The sequence below is a fragment of the Mechercharimyces mesophilus genome, assembly GCF_059818345.1.
In genome coordinates, this window is sequence record NZ_JCBAPH010000001.1 from 1,193,469 (window position 1) to 1,217,313 (window position 23,845).

21 protein-coding genes are annotated in these 23,845 nt (G+C 47.7%); 1 reads left to right on the plus strand and 20 read right to left on the minus strand.

The features are described from left to right. Positions 1 to 13: 13 nt before the first annotated feature. The 10 genes from AC6RGY_RS05960 to recA all read right to left on the minus strand — a co-directional run bounded on the left by AC6RGY_RS05960 (position 14) and on the right by recA (position 9,381). Positions 14 to 964 (minus strand): dipeptidase, encoded by a 951-nt coding sequence (locus tag AC6RGY_RS05960; protein WP_499860518.1) that lies wholly within the window; start codon positions 962 to 964, stop codon positions 14 to 16. A gap of 116 nt (positions 965 to 1,080) precedes the next feature. Beyond that, entirely contained in the window at positions 1,081 to 1,341 is a 261-nt protein-coding gene (locus AC6RGY_RS05965; RefSeq protein ID WP_499860522.1) for a stage V sporulation protein S, read from the minus strand. A gap of 329 nt (positions 1,342 to 1,670) precedes the next feature. Beyond that, the gene (locus tag AC6RGY_RS05970; protein ID WP_499860524.1) at positions 1,671 to 2,465 is read right to left on the minus strand and encodes a TIGR00282 family metallophosphoesterase; all 795 of its coding nucleotides are present in this window, start codon (positions 2,463 to 2,465) and stop codon (positions 1,671 to 1,673) included. A 51-nt stretch (positions 2,466 to 2,516) separates the two neighbouring features. Further along, positions 2,517 to 4,070 (minus strand): ribonuclease Y, encoded by a 1,554-nt coding sequence (gene rny, locus AC6RGY_RS05975; protein ID WP_499860527.1) that lies wholly within the window; start codon positions 4,068 to 4,070, stop codon positions 2,517 to 2,519. Positions 4,071 to 4,228: 158 nt separating this feature from the next. Then, the gene (locus tag AC6RGY_RS05980; RefSeq protein WP_499860529.1) at positions 4,229 to 4,921 is read right to left on the minus strand and encodes an OLD family protein; all 693 of its coding nucleotides are present in this window, start codon (positions 4,919 to 4,921) and stop codon (positions 4,229 to 4,231) included. Between the two features lie 2 nt (positions 4,922 to 4,923). Then, complete coding sequence (locus AC6RGY_RS05985) at positions 4,924 to 5,169, minus strand: hypothetical protein (RefSeq protein ID WP_499860533.1); 246 nt, start codon at positions 5,167 to 5,169, stop codon at positions 4,924 to 4,926. A gap of 5 nt (positions 5,170 to 5,174) precedes the next feature. Further along, positions 5,175 to 6,623 (minus strand): AAA family ATPase, encoded by a 1,449-nt coding sequence (locus tag AC6RGY_RS05990; protein WP_499860538.1) that lies wholly within the window; start codon positions 6,621 to 6,623, stop codon positions 5,175 to 5,177. After that, entirely contained in the window at positions 6,620 to 7,606 is a 987-nt protein-coding gene (locus tag AC6RGY_RS05995; RefSeq protein ID WP_499860541.1) for a metallophosphoesterase family protein, read from the minus strand. The genes AC6RGY_RS05990 and AC6RGY_RS05995 overlap by 4 nt, the downstream gene beginning before the upstream one ends. Positions 7,607 to 7,622: 16 nt before the next feature. Further along, the gene (locus AC6RGY_RS06000) at positions 7,623 to 8,264 is read right to left on the minus strand and encodes a RecX family transcriptional regulator (RefSeq protein WP_499860546.1); all 642 of its coding nucleotides are present in this window, start codon (positions 8,262 to 8,264) and stop codon (positions 7,623 to 7,625) included. A gap of 28 nt (positions 8,265 to 8,292) precedes the next feature. Then, on the minus strand, positions 8,293 to 9,381 hold the full coding sequence (gene recA, locus AC6RGY_RS06005; RefSeq protein WP_499860549.1) for a recombinase RecA: 1,089 nt from the start codon (positions 9,379 to 9,381) through the stop codon (positions 8,293 to 8,295). A gap of 187 nt (positions 9,382 to 9,568) precedes the next feature. Between recA and AC6RGY_RS06010 the strand changes: the two genes are divergently transcribed. Continuing rightward, positions 9,569 to 9,880 (plus strand): metal-sulfur cluster assembly factor, encoded by a 312-nt coding sequence (locus tag AC6RGY_RS06010; RefSeq protein WP_499860552.1) that lies wholly within the window; start codon positions 9,569 to 9,571, stop codon positions 9,878 to 9,880. A gap of 87 nt (positions 9,881 to 9,967) precedes the next feature. Here the strand turns inward: AC6RGY_RS06010 and AC6RGY_RS06015 are convergent, their stop codons facing one another. The 10 genes from AC6RGY_RS06015 to AC6RGY_RS06060 form a co-directional block, all read right to left on the minus strand. Then, positions 9,968 to 10,870, minus strand: coding sequence for a vanadium-dependent haloperoxidase (locus AC6RGY_RS06015; RefSeq protein WP_499860554.1), 903 nt, complete (start codon positions 10,868 to 10,870; stop codon positions 9,968 to 9,970). 222 nt (positions 10,871 to 11,092) lie between these two features. Continuing rightward, entirely contained in the window at positions 11,093 to 13,249 is a 2,157-nt protein-coding gene (locus tag AC6RGY_RS06020) for an SBBP repeat-containing protein (protein ID WP_499861472.1), read from the minus strand. Positions 13,250 to 13,326: 77 nt separating this feature from the next. Continuing rightward, entirely contained in the window at positions 13,327 to 15,411 is a 2,085-nt protein-coding gene (locus tag AC6RGY_RS06025) for an SBBP repeat-containing protein (RefSeq protein ID WP_499860557.1), read from the minus strand. A 210-nt stretch (positions 15,412 to 15,621) separates the two neighbouring features. Beyond that, entirely contained in the window at positions 15,622 to 17,205 is a 1,584-nt protein-coding gene (locus AC6RGY_RS06030) for a DEAD/DEAH box helicase (RefSeq protein ID WP_499860560.1), read from the minus strand. After that, a complete protein-coding gene (locus AC6RGY_RS06035; RefSeq protein WP_499860563.1) occupies positions 17,192 to 18,454 on the minus strand; it encodes a competence/damage-inducible protein A in 1,263 nt (420 codons plus the stop codon). The genes AC6RGY_RS06030 and AC6RGY_RS06035 overlap by 14 nt, the downstream gene beginning before the upstream one ends. Positions 18,455 to 18,472: 18 nt before the next feature. After that, positions 18,473 to 19,060 (minus strand): CDP-diacylglycerol--glycerol-3-phosphate 3-phosphatidyltransferase, encoded by a 588-nt coding sequence (gene pgsA, locus AC6RGY_RS06040; RefSeq protein WP_499860566.1) that lies wholly within the window; start codon positions 19,058 to 19,060, stop codon positions 18,473 to 18,475. A gap of 124 nt (positions 19,061 to 19,184) precedes the next feature. Then, on the minus strand, positions 19,185 to 19,916 hold the full coding sequence (locus AC6RGY_RS06045) for a hypothetical protein (protein WP_499860570.1): 732 nt from the start codon (positions 19,914 to 19,916) through the stop codon (positions 19,185 to 19,187). Between the two features lie 142 nt (positions 19,917 to 20,058). Next, the gene (locus tag AC6RGY_RS06050; protein WP_499860573.1) at positions 20,059 to 21,537 is read right to left on the minus strand and encodes a helix-turn-helix domain-containing protein; all 1,479 of its coding nucleotides are present in this window, start codon (positions 21,535 to 21,537) and stop codon (positions 20,059 to 20,061) included. Positions 21,538 to 21,561: 24 nt separating this feature from the next. Then, a complete protein-coding gene (locus AC6RGY_RS06055; RefSeq protein WP_499860576.1) occupies positions 21,562 to 22,761 on the minus strand; it encodes a helix-turn-helix domain-containing protein in 1,200 nt (399 codons plus the stop codon). 56 nt (positions 22,762 to 22,817) lie between these two features. Continuing rightward, entirely contained in the window at positions 22,818 to 23,591 is a 774-nt protein-coding gene (locus AC6RGY_RS06060) for a DUF3388 domain-containing protein (protein WP_499860581.1), read from the minus strand. Positions 23,592 to 23,845: the final 254 nt, after the last annotated feature.

A 23,845-nucleotide genomic window follows, 5' to 3' on the forward strand; every position in this document is an offset into this window, starting at 1 on the left:
AGCGTCTACCATTTTACAGGACTCGACGATAGATCTCCTGCCAGTTTTGACTCATCCATCTGTTTACAAGGGTTTCCGGATAATAGCGCAACAATTTTTCCGTCAGTGCTCCCAATTTGCCCGCATGCTCTAACCCCTCGACCAACAGCGGATACCCATCAAAATCCGAACCAAAGGCGAGATGGTTTTCGCCACCCAGACTACATACATGTTCAACATGGTGTAAAAGGTGATCGATGGTTGCTAGCTCAGTCGAATGAACAAAATGAGGGACGAACGTCAGCCCGATAAGCCCATCCGCTTGAATCAATGCTTCGATCTGTTCATCATGCAAGTTGCGTACATGTGGACAGATGGTTCGGCAATTGGAGTGAGAGGCAATCACCGGTATCTCAGCTGATTCCAACACATCCCAAAACCCTCGCACAGACAAGTGAGAAACGTCCAGTACCATCTGGAGTCGTTCCATTTCTTTGACCAATTGCTGTCCAAAAGTACTCAGTCCGCCATTCCGTTCTTCTAAGATCCCATCAGCTACTTCATTGGCGTAATTCCAGGTTAGTCCTACTTGTCTCACTCCTAAGCGATACAGGAGACGTAAACGATGGAGCTCCCCTTGCAAGGCATCCGCTCCTTCCAACGAGAGTAGCCCACCCATGCGGCCCATGCGCGGGCTCGACACCACTTCATCTAAATCGGAAGCCGTCCGCACCGCTTGCACATGTGCTCCATCCGCTATCACTTGTTCATAAAAAAGATCCACCTGCTCCAGTGCAACTTCCCACTTCGCACTAGAATGGACGGATTCTGGTATATAGATGGCAAAAACCTGAAAGCGAAGAGACGCCTTTTGTGCTCGTCGCCAAGAAACATCGAGCTGACTGTGAGAATCCTCATAGAAAGAAAGCTTTCCGCCTGCTCGCCACATTTTGCTCAACACATCGCAGTGACCATCGCACCACATCACCTTTTTCCTCCTCCTTCTCGCACCTTTTCACTCCAAAAATATAAGGCACTCGCTTGGCATTACTGCCTCACTGTGCCCTTTGTTCGTCCATTTTTTATTGGATCACCTTATATTTACCGTGGTTCTACAATTAATTTAATAGCAGTACGCTCTTCTCCATCGATAATAATGTCCGTAAATGCAGGGATGGCGATCAGATCAATTCCACTAGGAGCCACAAACCCTCTCGCAATTGCGATTGCTTTCACTGCTTGATTGAGTGCACCTGCACCGATCGCTTGCATTTCCGCTTGACCACGTTCACGCAATACGCCGGCTAGTGCACCAGCAACGGAGTTCGGACTAGACTTTGCTGAAACTTTTAATACTTCCATGTTTAGTACCTCCTCGATGGATGAAGTATGATAGTAAATGACAACGGGTTCCATACCAGTAGGATAAATGATGGAACATTGCCTCTTGTTTAGCGCAAAAGTGATCGGAAAGAATGAATGATCATAAAACGCCTTAGTAAACTATATTCGCTATTCCTTCAATAATTCCTGCTATCCATCACAAAGGTTGGAAAAGTGGAAACAGGAGCTATTTATTTACGGATAATTTAGATTTCATAATCTAAAAAAAGAGGAGGGGGTCAGATGATTTGGCACCCCCAGAAAATGACGTCCTCTTCTCTACATACTCGGTACGGGGAAGAGGAGGCTCAACCTTCCATCATGGGCTGATCTTCATCAATACGAATACGCTTGATGCGCGTAGCACGTTGGCCTGTACGATCGAGCTTTAACAAAACCGCATTAACCTGAACCCGTCCTGCGGCCACTTCCATTCGAATCGGGAGATGCGTCATAAATTTTTTCTGGATCAATTCACGATCCATTCCCAGAATGCTATCATACGGTCCCGTCATCCCTATATCCGTTAAATAAGCCGTCTGATCGAGGAGCAAACGCTCGTCCGCTGTTTGCACATGGGTGTGTGTCCCCACCACAGCGGCGACACGACCAGCAAGATGCCAACCCATCGCCATTTTTTCCGAAGTGGTCTCCGCATGAAAGTCCACCAAAATTGGGATTTTAGGGTCCAATCGTTTTAATAACTGATCTGCCGTCCGAAATGGACAATCCAGCTGGGAAAGAAAGGTTCTTCCCATTAAATTGACTACCTGTAGGTGTGCTCCCCCTACACTCAGTTTCATGATCCCTTGACCGGGGGTTCCTTCTGGGTAATTGGCTGGACGAACCATACGCGGCTCCGCATCAATAAAGTCAAAAATCTCATAGCGGTCCCATGTGTGATTCCCCATTGTGATTCCATGAATCCCCGCCTGTAATAGTTCTTGTACAATCGGTTTGGTGATTCCTTTCCCGTGAGCGGCATTCTCCCCATTTGCCAAAATCACATCTGGCTGATACGTTCGTTTTAACTGGGGGAGAAATTGTTGTATCGCCTTTCTTCCTGGGTCCCCCACAATATCGCCAAACATCAATACATCCATCCACTTTTCCTCCAACCTACTTAAAAAAGGAAGCGGCTAAAAAAGCCGCTTCTATTTTGCATATTCAATCGCCCGTGTTTCACGCACAACGGTGACTTTGATATGACCTGGATAATCCAGCTGTTTTTCAATCTCATTTTTTACATCCCGCGATAAGCGAACGGCTTCATCGTCGCCAATCTCTTCTGGTCGCACGATGATACGTACTTCTCTGCCTGCTTGAATGGCAAACGATTTTTCCACTCCCGCAAACGACTCAGAAATCTCTTCTAGCTTCTCCAAGCGACGAATATAAGCTTCTAAGGTTTCTCTGCGCGCTCCTGGCCGCGCCGCCGATAAGGCATCCGCTGCTCCGACCAAGACGGAAATCACACTGGTTGCTTCCACATCACCATGATGTGAAGCAATCCCGTTGATCACAACAGGGTGTTCATTGTACTTCTTACCCAGCTCGATGCCGATCTCCACATGAGAGCCTTCTACTTCATGGTCGATCGCCTTCCCGATATCATGGAGCAATCCCGCTCGCTTCGCTAACATCACATCTTCGCCCAGTTCCGCTGCCAGCATCCCTGTCAAATGGGCAACTTCCATGGAATGTAACAGTACATTTTGTCCATAGCTCGTCCGGAACTTTAAGCGACCAATAATCTTGATCAAGTCAGGATGCAAACCATGTACGCCTGTTTCGAATGTAGCCTGTTCTCCATACTCACGAATACGCTCGTCCACTTCCCGGCGAGACTTCTCCACCATTTCTTCAATACGTGCAGGGTGAATTCGTCCATCCGCCACCAATTTTTCCAATGCCACGCGGGCCACTTCCCGGCGCACAGGATCAAAACCGGAGAGAATAACGGCCTCAGGTGTATCATCGATAATCAAATCAATGCCCGTCAGGGTTTCCAATGTACGAATGTTTCTACCCTCACGACCAATGATCCGGCCCTTCATTTCATCATTGGGCAAATTAACAACCGATACGGTCGTCTCTGCTACATGATCAGCCGCACATCGTTGGATGGCAAGAGAAAGAATGCTTCTCGCTTTTTTGTCCGCCTCTTCTTTCGCTTGTTGCTCCATCTCTTTGATCATCTGCGCTGTCTCGTGTTTCATTTCATTTTCGAGACGAGAGAGAATCAACGTACGTGCTTCCTCAGTCGAAAGCCCCGACAACCGCTGAAGCTCTTTTGCTTGTTCCTTCTCCAGTGAGGCGGCTCGTTCTTCCATCTCCGCTAATTCACGTTCACGGAGAATGAATCCTTTCTCCTGCTCACTGACGGATTCGATCTTCTGATCCAATCCCTCTTCTTTTTGCATCAGACGCCGCTCCAAGCGCAACAACTCATTTCGCTGTTCACGAATCTCATGTTCGGCTTCTTGACGCAAATAGTGCGCTTCATCACGCGCTTCCAATACTTTTTCTTTCTTCAATGCCTCAGCTTCATGTTTTGCTTTCTCGGTGATTTGTCCAGCTTCTTGCTCCGCACTGCCAATACGAGCCTCAGCTAATAGCTTTCGCACCCAGTACCCAATAGCAATGCCTGCAGCAAGTCCAATCACGAGCAGCAGAATATAGATAAGATCTACTACTCCTCCATTCATTTTTCAAGGTACCCTCCTTCCTTCACCAACTATAAAAGAAGACCGATCGCTCTCGGTCTGCTCATACTCTCAGACGTTTTTTGTTCATACCTTGACAATTTAACCGATTTTATTCAAATTTCATCGTTACTTTTGCGCATAAAAAAAACAGAGATACACTATGATTTTATTATTTTCGTATGGTTGCTGTCAAGAAAGGCGGACGGAATTATTTGGGTGCGCCCGCTCTTCATCTGTACTTGCAGTACTTGATCGGCCGCTTCCGTCAAATGAGGGTTGTGCGTCACGAGGATCATCTGTCGTCCAAACATATGACCCGTCGATTTTAGGAACTCCAGCATATTCATTACATAGTCGTTGCTCACGTGTTTTCCTGGCTCATCCAGGATCACCGGACCCTCTGGTCGCGGATCAAAGGTTTCCACCATCGCAATCCGTAATGCGAGTGAGGTAATATCGACGATGCCCCCACCGCGTGCCTCTTGTGGCTTATTTTTGATCTCTTGCCCTTCCCATTCTGTCACAACGTAAAATTCCGCCCACGGCTTTCCGCTATATTCGGACAATTCAATTTCAAAGCGAAACGCGGAACCAAAGATAAATTGAAGAGCATTGGTCACCAGCGTTTCAATCTGTTCTTTCGCCTGCTGACGCGCATAATTAGAGGACTCTTGCAAGAGAATACGCACCGACTCAAATAAATCCAATTGGCGCTGTTTCTCCGCTAGACTCTCTTCCACTTCCGTCAATAATCCATTTAACGCTTCGCGCTTGGCATCACGACGCATCCACTCTTGTTTGGCGCACGCCAGCTTTTCTTTGATGGCTGTCTCCAATTGAGAACGTTCCATGGTTACTTCATCAGCTCCTCAGGTAGAAGCGCCATCGCTTCTTCCAACTTCTGCTCCATTTCGCGCTCCAATTTGGCAATCTCTTCATCTAAGTGTTCCGGTTCAACAGCCAATTCCTTTAACTCTAACAAGAGTTCTTCCTCTTGTTTCTCCAATTGCTCAAGACGTGCCTCCGCTTTATACCGCAGGTCTTTCGCTTTTTCCAATGATGTTTTTACTTGTTTCAATCGTTCTTCTAATGCTTGCATGGCTCTCATCCTCCATGATTGACCAAGATATGGTGTAACGCATGCTCGTCTTCCACTTGCGCTCCACAAGTGGGACACTGTCCCCACTGCTTCAGAAGACCTACATATTCCGCTGATAGCGATTCAATCTCTTGCTCTTTTTGCTGAAAAAATTGTCTTCCTTCCCGTTTGCGCTTCAATAAATCCTTCCGCTGTACGAGATAAGAACGGTACCGTTTCACCTTGTCCGCTTTCTCCGTCAACATGTGTGTCTGTTGTTCTACCTTGGTAACGGAAGACGTATGCTCCAGTACTCGTTCCACTTTTAAGCGAACGGTTTGCGCTTGCTTCCACTTGGGCCCTACTTGTTGCATCCGCCGAAAATAGGTAAGGGCATGCTCTATCTCTTCGATCCGCTCCTGAACAACGGGAAGCTTCTCTGTTTTCGCTGTATGGATGCGATTCAGATGCAACTGTTCTTGTAGTTGATTCCATCTCTGTCGTAGCTGTTTTTGTTGCGCTTGTTGTGCTTGTTTGACCATGAGCGCTTCCATCAACGCTTCTGCTTGCGGAAGGCTACCAACAACTGTAAGTGTTTGCTTGCATTCCTGCTTCTCTTGCCGCAACCGGGTCCATTGCTTGGTTATGCGTTCAATTCGTTGCAAGCGATACCCCACTGCTTCTGCCGTGACCACTTTCTCCTGCGCTCGCTCAATTTCGGTTAAGCGATTCCACTTTTCCCGCCACGCCTTCAACTGCTCTAAAACCTCTCGCCACTGTGCTTGTAACCGTCGGTATCTTTCTAAGCGGACTTTCCTCTCTTCTACTTGACCGAGCAGCTGTTCCACACGGTCCAATTTTCCTTTGAGTTCCGGGAGGTTTTCATAGGGTACAAGGTTTTGCTTTGCCTCTTCTGCTTGCCTTTCCAACTGCTTCTTTTCCGTGAGTGTGGACTGGCGATCACGTACCACCTCGCCGAGTGCCATATCCATTACATGGGCCCCACTAATGCGGCTAATCGATTTGGCTTTGACACTGCCCGTCTCCGCTAACAAAAAGGGAGCTTCTAACTGGCTTCCTATTTGCATTGCCATCTCCCAATCGCCGTCCATTTTTAGCGGGAGCATCTGATGCGCTTCCAAAACCTCTTGTGGCACTTGACTGCCAAAACCCTCGTATACTTGCTCTTCACCCTCCGGCGTAACAAGCACATAGCGATTAAGCGACGAACTCTTCTCACGTAGAATCGTTGTCCCATCAGACAAGGTAAGGGAGACACGGCATCGATTGGCACCGGTCCGAATAAAATCACTGCCACGTGGCTGATTGTATAAGACCCAGCGCAATGCGCGTAAGATGGCACTCTTCCCACTGTCGGACGGGCCAACAAACACTTGAAGCCCGTCGGTAAAGTGGATCTCCGTCTCTACATGGGACTGAAAATTTTCAATCACCAAGCGGCGCAAAGATTTCATGATGCTCTCCCCTCTCCGATCCGCTCTTGAATGACCGCAATACGTCGCATCGCTTCCAGCTTCACTTCTTCTTTAATCCCTTCTAGATCAGCGATCTCATGAATAATATCCATAATGTCCATGGACTGAAACGAACCGGCCGCTTTAACTTCCTGTACAAATGAGCTCATCTTCTCTAATCTCCATGCCGCTTCCTCCAAATAAGATCGATCCAGCACATCTTTCCCGTCCGCCGCACATTGCAAGGGGCGGAGACGTACCGAGAGGGTATCACCTAAGGTAATGAGCGCCACTTGTGGCCTTCGTCGCATCTCCGAAGGATGGTTATTGATGCGGGACAATGCACCGGGATTCACGATGTATTTCCCCTCTTTTTCCTGGAGTGGGAACCCTGCATGGTAATGACCCGTCAACAAAAGATCGACCTCCGTAGACCATAGTTGATCCACCAGCGTATGATGGACCCCGTCGGGAAGCGCTCGATCCACGACCATCCCGTGCACCATGTGGATACTATACGATGCCCCTTCCTCCTTTTGCACCGCATAATCCATAGCAGGGTCACGCCGATCCAAGTCATAGTGAAAAGGTTGGCCCGACAACTGTACCGTTAGCCCGTTCACGGTGAATCGCTCCCTCTCCCCTTCACGGAGCATGCGCACGGTACCAAATGCGTCCAACAGACCAATCATCGAGCGGTGCGCCGTCTCTGGATTATGACCATAGATATCATGGTTCCCTGCAATGGTGAAAATGGGAACCTGAAAACGCCTTAGGATAGAGGCAAATTCACCTACAACAGACGGAGAAACATCGGGGCGATCAAAGAAGTCGCCCCCATGGAGCACGGCATCCACTTCTTCTTCTTCCGCAATGGCGAGTACTTCATGCAACTTTTCTTTCAAAGTCTCTGGAAAATCATCCATCCGACTGCGCGGAGAGGTTCCTCGTATATGCGTATCGGTTAAGTAAAGTAAACGCAAATCTGTTTCCTCCTTTCTACGCCTGGTGTTGCTGGCGTATTTCACGCAAGATGCGATACACCAGAGGCGGGAGATGCCCCTTACGCAAAAGATACCCTCCCAAACGACGCTCTACCGTCGGCCACGGTAGATGACGCAACCGTTGATAACGCTTCATGGCTAGCTCTTGTACCTTTTCCCACTCGTCTTCTTCCTCGACCTGCGCAAGCCCCTCATCGATCGCGTCATCCTCTACCCCTTTTCGTTCCAGTTCCTGACGCAGTGCTCGCTTGCCCAGACCTTTACTCCGTGATCGAGAAGCAACCCATGCCTCAGCAAAATGGGCATCATCTAAGTATCCCTGTTGTTTACACTCCGCAATGATGGTTTCAATATGGCTTTCCGCATATTCTTTTTGTAAAAGAAAACGGCGGACCTCAAAAACAGTCCGCGGTTGATAGCTGAGGTAACGCAAGGTGGCCTGCCGCACCTGACTGCGCTCCTCCGCTTCTCCAATTTGCTCCCATTCTTCTGGTGTAAGCTGAAGTCCCTTGCGCAACCCCTTCTTCACCAACACTTCTTCATGAACCGTACCCCAGTACTCATCCTCTCGATAAAGATGGTAGCGGGCTGCACGTTTTTTTTGCTTCTCAATCCGGGTTATCACGCCACCCTTCATGATTGCCCCTCCCTCTCATCCTGGAAAGCTAGACATCCAAGGATTGTTCTTCCTCTTTCTTCTTGCCCTTCTTCTTCGTTGTTGCAGAACTTGAAGCACTTGCTGTTTCTTCTTTTGCTTGTTCTTCCGGCTGGATCAGCTGATGGTGTTCACGGATTTTGCGCTCAATCTGATCCGCAATCTCCGTATGCTCCTTGAGGAACAGCTTCGCATTTTCCCGTCCTTGACCTAAGCGCTCTCCAGAAAAGGAGTACCAAGACCCGCTTTTATCGACGATATCAAGATCGCTTCCGATATCGAGGATACTGCCTTCTTTCGATATCCCTTCTCCATACATAATGTCGACTTCTGCTTGTTTAAATGGTGGCGCTACCTTGTTTTTCACAACCTTAATGCGTGTGCGGTTCCCCACCATCTCTTGTCCTTGTTTGATCGTCTCCGCACGGCGCACATCCAAACGAATACTGGAGTAAAACTTGAGAGCCCGTCCTCCTGGTGTCGTCTCTGGATTGCCAAACATGACGCCCACTTTTTCACGGAGCTGGTTAATAAAGACCGCAATCGTCTTGGACTTGCTGATCGCACCCGACAGTTTGCGTAGCGCTTGGGACATCAAGCGAGCTTGTAAACCGACATGAGAGTCTCCCATCTCGCCTTCAATTTCCGCTTTTGGCACCAACGCAGCCACCGAATCCACCACGATGATATCCACTGCGCCACTCCGTACCAATGCTTCAGAAATCTCCAACGCTTGTTCTCCCGTATCTGGCTGAGACAAGAGCAATTCATTAATGTTTACTCCCAATTTGCGCGCATACACCGGGTCCAACGCGTGCTCCGCATCGATGAACGCAGCTTGTCCACCCGCACGTTGTACTTCGGCGATCGCATGGAGAGCGACGGTCGTTTTCCCTGAGGATTCCGGTCCATATACTTCAATGATGCGTCCGCGTGGATAACCGCCAATCCCCAGCGCAATATCGACAGCCAAAGCACCGCTCGGAATGGTCTCCACAGGTGGGAATGAATCTTCACCCATTTTCATTATAGAGCCTTTCCCAAACTGCTTCTCAATTTGCCGCAATGCCATATCCAATGCTTGTTTACGATCTGACATCTCTTCCACTCCCTCTCGTTCTCTTCTTTTTATTCTATTCTCATCATACATGGTTTTTTCCTGTGTGCCAAGATCATTTACGAACATTTATTCGTTTATTTTGTTACCTATTTTAACCCGTTCCTGCTTATGATACAGTAAAGAGAGAGACAGTTGATCCTTTTGCCAAAAAAGAGGTGTTACATTTATGGATAAAGAAAAGCAAGAAGAACAGATCATGGAAGCGTTAGAAGAAGTCATCGATCCGGAACTCAATATTGACATCGTCAATCTTGGTTTGGTTTATGGTGTCGATATCGATGACGAGAACAAAGCCAAAGTCACCATGACTTTAACCGCCATGGGTTGCCCTCTCGCTGGAATGATTCAAGAGATGGTTACACAAGCCGTCAAGAAAGTAGACGGTGTAGAGGATGTAGAAGTAGAAATCGTCTGGAATCCACCATGGTCCAAAGAGCGTATGTCCCGTTATGCCAAGATGGCACTCGGCATTCATTAATAAAAGCACGAAGAGGACGAGGCGACTAGCCACAAGCTAGTGCGCACTCGTCCTCTTTCTTTTGCAAACGATCGTTTACCTATCTGGTTACTCGTCCTCGTCAATCACCTTGGATTGACAAACTTCAGGGTAATCAAATGGGATCACTTGTTCATACGGAGGCGGATTCAAATCAGCATTTAAGTTTTGTTGTGGTGGGTCATCAATCCAACTTCCACTGGAGTCTTTTTGTTTTCTCAGTACATCGACGACGACGGAGCCAATTTCACGCCCAAGGCGTAACCCTTGTTCATTATCACTCCGAAAATGAACACCGCCCAACAGCCGTGAGTTAGCCGCTTCCGCCGCCAATTGCATCAATCGATTCGATTCGGTTGGAAAGAAGTAGCTCAAAATTTGCGCTGCGCAACCTGCCGTCGCTGCGTGTCCTGAAGGATACGTAGGATGGCGGGGAGTACAAATGGCCGTCGCTAAATTTTGGTCCAACTGATTGGGGCGTGCCACATTGTACTTATACTTAAGATACCAAGTGACTACAAAGGTATCTGACATCCCCGCTTGCACTGCGGCTAAGATACGCGCCGCATCCGGAGCGGACACCAAAAGGTTAAAGGGTTGTTCGGCACTATAGGTATCAATGAGCCGATCAATGATGGGTGTCCATTGCTTCGTTGCAGGTCCCGTGCCCCAGTATCTAGCAATCGCAACCTGCTCTGGAGTCAAGTTGGCTAGCGTATCTTGTACCTCGATGAGTTCGGACTGAAAATCGATTTTGTTTGGTTTTTCGATTAATTTGAGTGGAACACCATTCGCATCAGTAAACAGCGTTCTACGCCCGTCTCGACCGTCGTTTTGATCATCTCTCCTTCTTCCTCTTCGGACATAGTAAAGTGGCCAAGAACCGGCCAATGGTTCTTCTGGATTGTCAGGAGGTGTACTTTCTCCAGCATAGGGAAGTTCCGACCACAAGGAATAATTGGGTTCATCCATCTCTCTCATCTCTTTTCTGTTCAATCTTCTACTAACATATGCTAGTTTGATAGAGAGAGTGCTAGAAAACGCCCCATGTTAAAAATTTTATGCTCGTGTACAAAAGCGCTCTTCAGCTAACTGCACAAAGAAGAGCAACCTCCCCTTGTTGATCGCAGGGTGGTTGCTCGAATCAGTCGTAACTCCTTTATCTAACCATACGATCACCTCAACCTGTTGCGTCTACTTCATCTCTCCTCTTCCTGCAAAACCTCTGGCTCCCCTGGGCCCACGTGGACCTCTTCTCCCGGGTAGGCCCATCGGTCCTGTCGCCCCTTGAACACCTGCTGCCCCCGTCATCCCTCTCGCGCCCGTTGCCCCTCGCGGACCTGTGGGTCCTGTTGGACCGGTAGCCGGAGTCATTCCAATCTTGGCTACAAAAACATCCTCTCCCCCGGCGTTTTGCGATTGAATGGTATTTGGAGTAGTGGGGAAATTAGCGGAAGTGGTTGACCCACTTACATAGACACGATTAAGTCTATCGGTGGCAATCCCCCTTCCCAGATCCGCTCCACTTCCCCCCATGTAGGAGGAGAAGATGAGATTGTCGCCCGTTAAACTGAGCATAGAAAGAAAAGAATCGGATGAACCCCCATTATAATTAGGGGAGAAGGCATCAAAGGTCGTCGGATAATCAAGGGAGGAAGTTATCCCATTCACACAGGCGTTTCCAAAGGCATCCAGGGAAATTCCCCTGCCCGAATCATTCTGACTACCGCCAATATAAGTGGAATAGACCAAACTCATCCCGCCCACCGTAAACTTGGTGACAAAGAGATCCTGGCCCCCCGCATTGGTCGATTGAAATACACCTGAGGTAACGGGAAAATTATTGGAGGTTGTCTGTCCCGTCACATAAGCATGATCATCCACATCTACTTTAATATCAAAACCGACGTCGGCTCCAGTGCCTCCCAAGTAAGTAGAGTAGATAAGCGAACTTCCCGTAAGGCTTACTTTTGTAACAAAGGCATCATTTCCAACAGACTTGGTCGGTTGAAAAGCATTGGTTACAGGAAAATTATTGGAATTCGTTTGCCCAATGAGAAAAGCATTTCCTGCGCTATTCAGTGCGATGTCAAAAGCTGGGTCTGCACCATTTCCACCCAGGTAGGTGGAATAGATTAGTGAGCTTCCTGTTGGGTCCAACTTTGTGACAAAGGCATCTGACCCACCTGTTCTGGTTGATTGGAAAGCTCCTGAGGTAACTGGAAAATTATCGGAGGTCGTTTGACCTGTTGCAAAGGCATTCGGCAAAGATTCAACTGCAACTCCTTCCACAGTCGTCGTTCCGCCTGCCCCACCCAGGTAAGTGGAATAGACAAGTGAGTTCCCTTGAGGATTTAGCTTGGTCACAAAGCCGACTTGCCCACTCAGACGGATAGTCTGAAAGGCACCTGAGGTGATGGGGAAGTTAATCGAAGTGGTACTCCCCCCTATATACGCATTGGAGAAGGCATCCACGGAGATATCCAAACCACAATCCGCCCCACTTCCCCCCAGGTAAGTAGAGTAGATCAGAGAAGTACCGGTATCGTTAATCCGACTAACAAAAGCATCTGTATTCCCACTAGTGGTTGTCTGGAAGGCACCCGATGTGATGGGGAAATTCGGAGAATTCGTATCTCCTGTAACGTAGGCATTAACAGGAGAACCTTGATCAACCGCCACCTCCAATCCCGTATCAGTCCCGCTTCCCCCAAGGTAGGTTGAATAGAGAATAAGCGGATCAATCAGTACGGCATGAGAAGAATCTACCTCCTCTTCTAGTTCAAAACCCACGGTATGAGCATCGATCAGCTTAAACCGAGTAGCAATCTCCCGTGCGGGGTCAAGAGTCGGTTGAAAAGAAACCGGCTTTTTTTGTAACATCCAACCTTGTTGGGTTGCGAGGAGAAGATCCCCCTCTTCATTGAGTGATATCCCTTCCTGCAATCCTGCAAAAGTAAAGCGGATCACTTCTGGTAACACTCCCGCTTGCAACCACACATCATACTTGATCTCGCCATCGCGATCATAAAAATATATATCTGCGCCTGGCCAAACAGATAGGTACTTCAGTGATCCAGCTTGCGCTGAAAGGATAGGATATCCCTCCTTATCCCCCTTTCCTAAGGTACTTTTACTCTCTGTCCTATCGGCAAACCACATCGTGAGAACGCTCTTTTTATCTTGCCAGGTATCAGAAGAGGTGCAATCTCCTTGTCTACTAGCAGAAGAGACAAACTGGACACAACCAGAAGAAAAGATAAGATTACATTCACCTCTTCTTGCCACATAATGCGCGTTGCACTTTTCAAACAAAGAATCACCCTCAGAAATATTTTTCTGAAAATACACTTTAATCAAGCCCCTTCCTTCATCTAACTATAGTATGAAAAAATAGAGTCCCTTTGACAAAGCTTCCTCTGCAACCGCTAACCCCTCTCCGCTTCTCCCGCAGGACCTCTCGCTCCCCTTGGCCCGCGTGGACCTCGTGGCCCCGTTGGCCCTGCTGGACCCGTTGGACCAGGCTCTGGCATCACCCCAAAGCCAAGATTGATGAGGTAGGCATCTGCATTTCCACCAAACCGTTGTTGAAAGGCATCTAACGTGACAGGAAAGTTAGGCGAAGCGGTAAACCCTGTCGCATATACTTCTCTCTTTTCGTCCACCACAATATCGTTGCCTTCCTCTGTCGTATTCCCCCCAAGGTAAGTAGAAAAAGTGAGTCCCGTTCCAGCTGGGCTTACCTGAGCGATAAACGCATTCTGTGAACCTCTGCGGAACTTTTGAAACGCGTCCGACGTGACAGGGAAGTTCCCCGACTGTGTCAAACCGGTGAGCCACGCATTAAAGAAGCGATCAATATCAATCCCCAGCCCGTCATCTATCGACGCTCCTCCTAAATAAGAAGAATAGAGAAGGGCAGAACCCGTAGGATTCAACTTACTTACAAAGGCATCGAGGTTACCCCCACCATAGTTCTGCTGAAATGCCCCTGCGCTGATAGGAAAATTGGTAGAGGAGGTACATCCAGTGATATAAGCATTGCCAGCAGAGTCGATCTCAATCGCATGGCCACCATTTAAATCAATGAAATTGACTCCCCCTAAATAAGTAGAATAAAGAAGGGCTGTTGCTGTCGCATTTACCTTCGAGACATAAGCCTGCGAAATGCCCCCAAAGGCAGTCTGAAACGCACCCGGGGTAATAGGAAAATCATTTGCCAATGTTGTCCCCGTCACATAAGCGGCTCCTGTGTCGTCGATCGCAATCCTACTTAGGGTTTGTGTTTCGTTCCCTCCACCAAGGTAGGTAGAATAGATGAGAAAGGAACCACTGGCATTTAACTTCGTAATCGTCCCATTAAAATTAGGAAAAACCCCAGCATATTGTGTTTGGATTACACCCGGTGTCGTTGGAAAATTGGCCGAACTACTCGCCCCACCCACAAAGGCATTGCCCATCTCGTCTACTTTGATGCTGGCCCCTTGCGTGACACCTCCAGCTCCTCCTAAATAGGTAGAATAAATAAGCGAGCTTCCACTGGCATTCAGCTTCGTGATGAAGCCATCGGCACCCGTAAAGTTTTGTTGAAAAGCTTCAGAAGTAACTGGAAAGTTAAAGGAATGTGTGGAACCGGTGATATAAGCATTTTGTTGTGTGTCAATCGCAATGCCACAAGCAAAATCAGGACCAATTCCGCCTAAAAAGGTGGAATAGATCAGGGACGATCCAAAGCGGTTCATCTTTGTAATAAACGCATCTGAAACTCCAGTTAGGTTTTCCTGAAATGCTCCCGTCGTTGTTGGAAAGTTTCTCGAAAATGTTCTTCCTACGACATACGCATTTCCAACTTGATCGACGGCAATCCCTTTGCCAGAATCAAAATTGATTCCTCCTAAAAAGGTAGAGTAGCGCATGATCGGATCAATCAAGAGTGGCCTTGTTGAGTCATATTCCCTTCCGATAGTAAATCCAATGGACCCATCTTGATTCATTTGATAAGCAACTGGTATATAACGTTTGCCATCAGGAGTATATTGAAAGGCGACAGGCTTTTCCTCTTTGAAGATGCCATGTGTACTCCACAACCATAGATCTCCACGATCATCCAGGTAACGGTGCTTCGCTCCCTCATAGACATAGCGAATCGCTTCAATCGAAGAAGAAGGCTGGATCACCCAATCACTCTTCCATCCTACATGGGTGAGGTAAAAAATCACATCGATGCCATTCCAACAAGAAGGATACAGGACTTCCTGAGAAGAGAGTGGGTAAACAACGCGAGGTGGCAAATTCAAAGAAGATCGCTCGCTTTTGTCTTCCATAAAACGTAAGGTTAGCTGCGCACCATAATGATTGTCAGAATAGACGATATAATCTGGATAAAACCACACCCCTAGGTTGTGGTATCCTCCACTAACAAAAATCTTCTCCCTTTCCTTCTCCGCCAACGGAACCTCTCGATCATCCTTCATCATCGCAATCTTCTCCCGCCCTTCCTTCCACTCATTCATGATAGATCTGTCCCTCTCGCGATCTTATAATACAGTATGCAACCCACCAGGCAGGAGGTGAAGGCAATATTCATTCTTTTACAGATACAAGATGAAATCCTACTTACTAGCCTATATCTCGCCAGGAAAATATCATTTCGCACGGCCAAAAAAAGACTGCTTACCAGCTTCTAAAGCCGATAAGCAGTCTATACCTCTATCGATTATTCATTAAGAACGGTTTCGCGGACGAGCAGGCTCTAGGTTGATCCGAGCACCGTTGATGCGTGTCTGCCGTAATGCTTCAAAGACAAATGGAGCCGCTTCTTCCGGTACCTCTACAAACGAGAAGCGATCATAAATATTGATTCGTCCCACTTCCCGCGCTTCGATGCCCGCTTGATCTGCAATCGCGTGCACCAGTTCACGTGGGCGGATCTCCGCATTGCGACCCACATTAATAAAGAAGCGTACCATACCTGGGGAGGCACCCGTTTCACCAAAGTTGTAATTGGCATCCGTCTCATTGGTGAAGCGGTCAGCAAACGCCAAGTGAAGAGCCGCCACCGCAATTTGCTCCGGCTCGTAACGAGTAGCCAACTCTTTCACCATGTTGTCGAAGATGGGATACTCTTGATCCGACTTCATGGTCTCTTCTAGTCGGGCGGTCCACGCCACTTGTTGTTTTTCCGCCACTTCTTCCAATGTAGGAAGCGAGCGGACCTTTAAGCGGAAGCCCACTTCTTGCTCTATCGAACGAAGTTGCTTCGTTTCACGCGGTGTTACCAAGGTAAGGGCTCTTCCCGAGCGACCGGCACGACCCGTACGACCAATACGATGCACATAGCTCTCGGAATCCTGCGGAATATCGTAGTTAATCACATGGGAGACATCCCCGACATCAATTCCACGCGCGGCAACATCGGTCGCAATCAACAAGTCAATCTCCCGACGACGAAACGCATTCATCACCCGGTCACGCTGAGGTTGAGCCAAGTCACCATGAAGTCCCCCTGCGAGATAGCCACGCGCGGAGAGAGAATCTGCCAGCTCATCTACACCCTTCTTCGTCCGACAGAATACAATCCCCAAGCTAACATCTTCGCTGTCGATCAGGCGACATAAGCCATCCAACTTCCCGCTATCCAGCACCTTATATACCACTTGTTCGATCACAGGAGCCGTTACATCCCCGCGATTCACCGTGATATATCGTGGTTTGCGCATATACTTTTGCGCTAACGAACGGATCGCGCGGGGCATTGTTGCCGAAAACAGAAGCAACTGACGCTGTGTTGGCAAATACTTGAGAACCGCTTCAATATCTTCGACAAACCCCATGTCTAGCATTTCATCTGCTTCATCTAACACCATGATCTCTACGTCGTCTAGATTCAATGTGCCACGACGAAGATGGTCCAACACACGACCCGGAGTTCCGATGACAACATGAACGCCTTGTTTCAATACTTTGATCTGATGTCCAATCGACTGTCCACCATATACCGGAAGGGTACGTACATTCTTCTTACGACCGATACGTTGCAACTGCTCAGATACTTGAATCGCCAATTCACGTGTGGGAGCCAAAATAAGGCTTTGTATCACGCGCCGCTCCACATCCACTTGATCTAGGATTGGAATACCAAATGCAGCGGTCTTCCCTGTGCCGGTCTGTGCTTGACCGATCACATCCTCTCCTCGCATCACCATCGGAATACATTTCTCTTGAATCGGAGAGGGTTCTTCAAAACCCATATCTTTAACACCTTGTAACACTTGCTCATCCATTTCAAACATCTCAAATGACTTCATGCATGTCTACACCTTTCTGTATACGCTCCAATAATAAAAATAAGGCTTGATAAGTCGCTCGCAGTTGAACATGATCACGTGTCCCCGCCAACGCCAATTGATAGACAACCGTACTCTTTCCACGTTCTCTCACACCCATATAGACAGTCCCAACCTCTTTTCCCTCAACAGGATCCGGGCCGGCGACCCCTGTAATGCCGATCGCAATATCCGAATGGAAACGAGACAATGCTCCTTCAGCCAAATCCGCTGCCACCTCACTACTGACCGCACCAAACTCTTTTAATCGCTCCGGCTTCACACCCAATAGTTGGGATTTCGCTTCATTGGTGTAACAGACGACTCCCCCACGAAAAACGGCACTACTCCCTACTACACGCGTAAGCAGTCCAGCAACTTGTCCACCGGTACAGCTTTCGGCAAGCGCAATGGTTTTCTGTGCACGAGTATACTCTTCCACCACTCGCTTTTCTAAACGATCTTCGCCTTCTCCATAATAATAAGGAGCCAAGCGAGATCGTAGCTCTGTACACACAGGGGCAATCATGTGCTTTGCTTCCTCTACACTAGCCGCCTTCGCCGTCAAGCGTAGCGTAACCTCTCCCTCTTTAGCCAAAGGAGCAATGGTTGGATTGGTTTGATTCTGAATAAGATCATCAATCAATTCTTCCATATGGGATTCTCCAATACCCATAAAACGTAAAACTTGAGAGAAAACCACTTGTTCTTGCGGAATTAACGTGGTGAGATACGGTACCACCGCTTTCTCATACATCGCTTTCAGCTCGTGCGGAGGTCCCGGTAACAACACATAGGTTGTTCCAGCATGCGTTACACCCATCCCTGGGGCAGTCCCTCGATTATTAGGAAAAACAACGCCACCCTCAAACATTAAGGCTTGTTTGCGATTGGATACCGGCATCGTACGTCCAAAACGGCGAAAAAGCGATTCAATCCACTCCAGTGAAGGGGCATGCTCCACAAGCGATACACCCGTCACAGAAGCAACTGCCTCTTTCGTGAGGTCATCGTCAGTCGGTCCCAATCCGCCCGTCAATAGAACAAGATCGGAGCGGGACGAAGCGAGGGTAATCACCTCTTCTAACCGCTGCCTATTATCACCGACAGATGTATGATAGAAGACATCAATCCCCAATTGCGAGAGTGCATCTGATAAAAAAGCGGCGTGGGTATCAACAATTTGCCCCAAGAGCAATTCTGTTCCAACACCAATAACTTCCGCTCGCATATGTTTCTTCCCTTCTCGCTACTCTTGTGATTTCGAAAACTGCATCACGCTTCGATTCTTATAGAAATAATCGATACCAGAGATGATGGTAATGATCACAGCCAGCCAGATAAAGATCTCTGTAAAAGGAAGCGCAAAGTAAGAAAACGGGAAGTTATCCAAGATCAAGACAGCTACCGCCACAATTTGCACAATCGTCTTCGCTTTCCCTAACGGGCTGGCAGCAATCACTTCTCCCTCTGCCGCCGCCACCAGGCGTAAACCCGTAACAGCAAACTCACGGCTGATAATCACGATCGCTATCCAAGCATCTAGGCGTTGCATTTCCACCAATGAAATCAAAGCGGCTGTGATGAGAAGCTTATCAGCAAGCGGATCTAGAAACTTCCCTAGATTCGTAACCATCTTTCTCTTCCGAGCTATATATCCATCTAGACCATCGGTCGCCGCTGCCACAATAAAGATGAGTGCAGCTATGATTTCATTGACTGAAACCGTTTCCTTGCCTATGTAAATCTGACCGAAATCATAGCTAACAAGAAGAAAAAACATCACAACGGGGACAAGAAAAATTCGCGCTAACGTAATTCGATTGGCCAGATTCACACGAAGAGCCCCCCTTCGCAGAACTTCACCATATTCATTTCCTCCACAACACTAAAGTCCATCCATTACAAGTATACGTGAGCTCATTTATACGTGTCAAAACGAGCAGAGAGTCCTGCTATTATTACTCGCCACCCTGCTCATCTAACCCCTCTATTTTCAATTGATACGCTTGTGCTTCTTTTTGTCCGCTCGTATCAATAGATAGTCCATTGACGACTAATTTCATCTGATCAGGCTTCTCAAAGTAAATAGAGACCCACTGATCGTGTTCAAACGTCTTCGTCATCCCTTTTTTCATCGTCAATTCTTCTGTGATCTCTTCTGTCGGACCACCTGCACGGTAGCGAACCATTCCTTCCTCTTGCGCTTCCACCATTACCTGGATGCTGTCTACGTTTTTCACAAGATACTCATCACCGAAATCATTTTTTTCAGCTGGCACATTTAGTTGCAACTGAACTCCTGCAGAACCACCCTCAGATGAAGATGACTCCTCCGGTTGATCGTTCGTGTTCGTATCTGTCTCCTCGTCGTTCTCTTCTTGGTCAGCCACCACGGCCGACTCATTCGGTTGCTCTGTCTGACTCCCATAAAGGAAACCCACAGTGCCCAGTGCCAAAAGGAGTACGATTCCACCTACGATCATCAGGATAAGGCGATGCTTTCGAACAAACGAAAGGAAAGACGTATACAATGAAGTCACAAAGCCGCCTTCGTTCTTTTTCTGCTTTCGTTGTTGTTCTCTTTGAGAACGTGTAAGGTTGCTTGCTTGCTCCTTCTCTTGTTCCGGTCCTTCGGAGCGAAGACCCTTCCGCTCACGTTGGCTATGAAAGTTCTTTGTTCTCTGTAACATAAATCTCATCTCCCAAGATGAAAGCAATCAGCGAAAGAAATGGAAATACAAGAACGTAGTCTCTAGAAAATAGCTTCAGTTCACTTCAGTATACCTTACGGTTCGCTTTTATGTCAAAAAAGCTCCCGCGAACGGGAGCTTTTTAGCGGAGTAGTTTAATGTTCAATTTCTTTTCTGCTTCATTAGATGATAGTTCCAATTCATGCCCATTTACTTTAATGGTGCTAATTCCAGCTGTATTACCAAACTCAATCCAAACCTCGTCTAAATCCTCTGGTAGCGTATATTTAAAGGTTTCTCCATCTGGAAGTTCGAGATCCTTTAAAACACCCTCGAATCCATCCTCACCACTAGCCAATTCTTCATATTTGCGGAATTGAATCCAGACTTTCTGCTCTGCTTTCAATTCGATTTCCATTTGGTTGGTTCCCGATAATTCGTAGACATCTGGCTTTCCTTCTCCAGCATCGATCTTCGTGAGGTCCCCTTGCCCAGAGGAATCTCCTGACGAATCAGCCTCTCCTGTGCCATCTTCACTTGATCCGCCTGATTCACCCTGCTCGCTAGAGGATGGAGAATCCGCTGGATCAGGTGTCTCCTCATTTCCCAACACTTGTGTCGCTACAAAGATAGCAGCAATCACGAAGAGAGCCACTCCTGCGATAAGCAGAATGTTAAAAGCAGACTTCCACCAGGGTTTGGTTGCTGAGGAGGAATCACGTTCCCCATCCTCTCTCTGCATGCGTGAGCGAGAAACACGCCCACCATCAGAAACAGCCTTTTGTGCAGCTGTTCGCGATAAGGTTCGCTCAGGAGGACTGATCGACTCTTCCTTCTTTAAAGGCTCTTCTCTCGTAGAAGCCACCTCTTGTTTCGTTCGTGAGCGCTGTAAATTCTCCTGGCCAGTCGAATCCGGAGCCATGCGTGAGCTTCGGGATAACTCCTGAGGTTCTGCTTTTTCTTCCGTGCGCGAACGCGAAGGCAACCCCACTTCTTCCGGCTTAGGTAGATCTCTTGGCATCTGCACACGACGCGTTGCCTGTGTCTCACGACGTGACAACGTCCCTTCTTCCTCTACGCGGTCATGCGATTGGGTAGGAGGATTGCTCGGCGATTTCTCCAGGTTTGCTCTTGCACTGGATTCTCGCTCTGATGAACGTGTGAGACGTGACCGAGACTCTTGCTTTTCCTCTTGCATCGGCGTTGATGGAGGAGCATGTGAGGAAGGTGCCTCTTTTACCTCTTCGTTGTAAGGTCTTCCTTTTGGTTGTAGCGACTCACTATCACGAGCACTGGGCTCCTCCATACGACGTTGATTTCTTTTCACTCTACTGGCACGCGATTTGCCCGCAGAGGGAGCTCCTCCTTCTGCACCACGCAAGCGCTGTTGCTCGCTGATTCGGTACTGCCGTAGAATGGTTTGTGGCTCCACTCCCACCGCGTTAGCATATGAGCGTAAATAAGAACGAGCATAAAATGGACTGGGCAGTTCTTCGAATCGTCCTTCTTCAATTAATGAAAGCTCTGATGGTTGAATACGTGTTTGATCTGCTACCTCTTCCACTGATAGCCCCATGGCCTCTCGTGCTCGCTTGAGCCGGAGACCGATTTCATCTGACACCCGGCCCACCTCCCTCGACAATCATTATTCCTTGACTAGTTTAATGCGATAGCTCTTCGGCAATTCATTGGCTAACGTTTCAATTTCATGTCCATTCACGAGTATTTTGGTATCGGATGGATTGGATATACGGAACCATACAAAGTCTTCTTTTTTAAACTCAATCTTCTTCCCGAGGTCCAGATCCAAGTTCTCATCTGACTCATTGATCTTGTCTCCATACTTAATTGTTACCGCGCCCGAGCCTTGGTTCTGCACACTTACAATAATTTCTTTCTCTCCACTTAGTTCGTAGAGTTGACCCTCAGCGTCCGATTCCCCGCTCTCACCCATTTGCAATGTTGATGTCGTCGACTCCTCTGCGCTAGCCGTAACCGTCGAATCAGAATCAGATGCTTTATCCGCTTGAACCGTTTTCTCTTCCTTCGGTTGCGCTTCATCCTCTCCTCCGCTGAGCGCGAACATAATCCCTACAGGAACAAGGAGAATTCCTGCCACGATGGCACCGATTACGCCTTTATTCAGTTTGCCCTTCTTCTTGCTATTCATCATAGCTAAGGCAGGATGAACTGAACGAGAAGACGTGCCACTCCCTTGCTCCACAGCTGTTTGCTTCCCTGTATTTCGGGAGGCAAGCGATGAAGTAGGTGTGTTGGTATTTCCGGTGGCAACCCTTGTTTTCTCAATGGCAACTCTGGATTGCTCGATCGTTGGATTACTACGCGTTGTTTGTGAACGCGGGGAGCTTGGCTTCTCCTGCTCTGTCCCTTGTGGAGCCATATCTGAATCCTTAACAACGGGATGACGCTTACTGCGCGACAACGTTCGTGGAGACTCCTTTGCCGGTGGTGTAGATGGAGGGGTAGCTGGTCGCATACGCTTCGTATCTTGAGAACTTGTCCGTGGTGGTAGCGCTTGCTCCTCTTGCCTGCTTGTGTTAAAGCTACCCTCACCTCGAGAAACTTCTTTTTCTGGACCTGTTTCTGCTTGTCCATTGTTCATTTTATCATAACGATTCAAAAATGGCTCTGCATCCAACCCCAAACTATGTGCATAGGAACGAAGAAATGCCCGCACATAGAAAGGACTGGGAAGCAAGTGAAATTGATCTTCCTCCAATGCTTGCAAATATTCGATATGAATTTTGGTCATCCTTTGCACATCATTCATGGTGAGTCCCATTGACTCTCTAGCTTGTTTCAACTGAATACCAATTCCGGCCATCAGTCGCACCCCCTGAATTTATTCATTCAATCTCATTCGTCTATCTTGTAGTGTGCTTAACTGATATCAAAAGCAGAAAATCCTGAATCCAAAAGATCATAAGTAATTTCTTCATCTGGATGATTACGTAATTCAATAAAATAATCAAAATCATCCAACTCATATTCTGTCTCTCGGACGAAAATATCTGGGTGTTCAATCACCTTGGTTGCATCCATCCGGATAATCTCACGCATCAGCATATGATGCCGTTCTGTCGAGCGAAGTGTGGACACAATTCCATCAATGATGTATACATTGCCAGGTACCATTTCATCTTCCGCTAGTTGACTTCTTATCGTTTGACGTAACAGGGTTGATGAGACAAAAGTCCATCGTTTATTGGCACACACGCTGGAAGCAACGATAGATTCGGTCTTCCCCACACGTGGCATTCCGCGTACACCGATCAGTTGATGCCCTTTTTTCTGAAAAATCTCCGCCAAAAAGTCAACCAACAGACCCAATTCATCACGCGTAAATCGGTAGGTACGCTTATCTTCTAAGCAGCGATCGAGATAACGACCATGGCGCACAGCCATGCGGTCAATCAACGTGGGAGGTCGCATTGCCGTAATCGTAATATTATCGATACGGTTCAGAATCTGTTTCAAAGCATGAACCTTCTCACGGTCATCCGTTCGCAGTAACATTCCACGACGTTGATTTTCCACTCCATTAATGGTCAAGATGTTAATGGACAGCATGCCTAGTATTGAAGCAATGTCCCCCAAAAGACCGGGGCGGTTTTTATGAATGTGGTACTCTAAATACCAGTCGTGTCCGCCCAAGAAAGTCACACCTTTCAAGTAATAGACGTAGTATATTTATATAATAGTATAGCATATGTAAGTCAATAAGCGAACCCTTCTGACCAGAAAACCGTCTAAAATCCCCGAAAGTACGCCTTATAAGAAACGCCACCCTCTCTTTTGCAGTAATTTTCAGGCAATAAATTTTATAAATACCTATCAGACCTTTATTTATGGAATACAAAAAGAGTGTGAAGGATGATCACTCCCTCAACACTCTTTTTTTCGCGAAC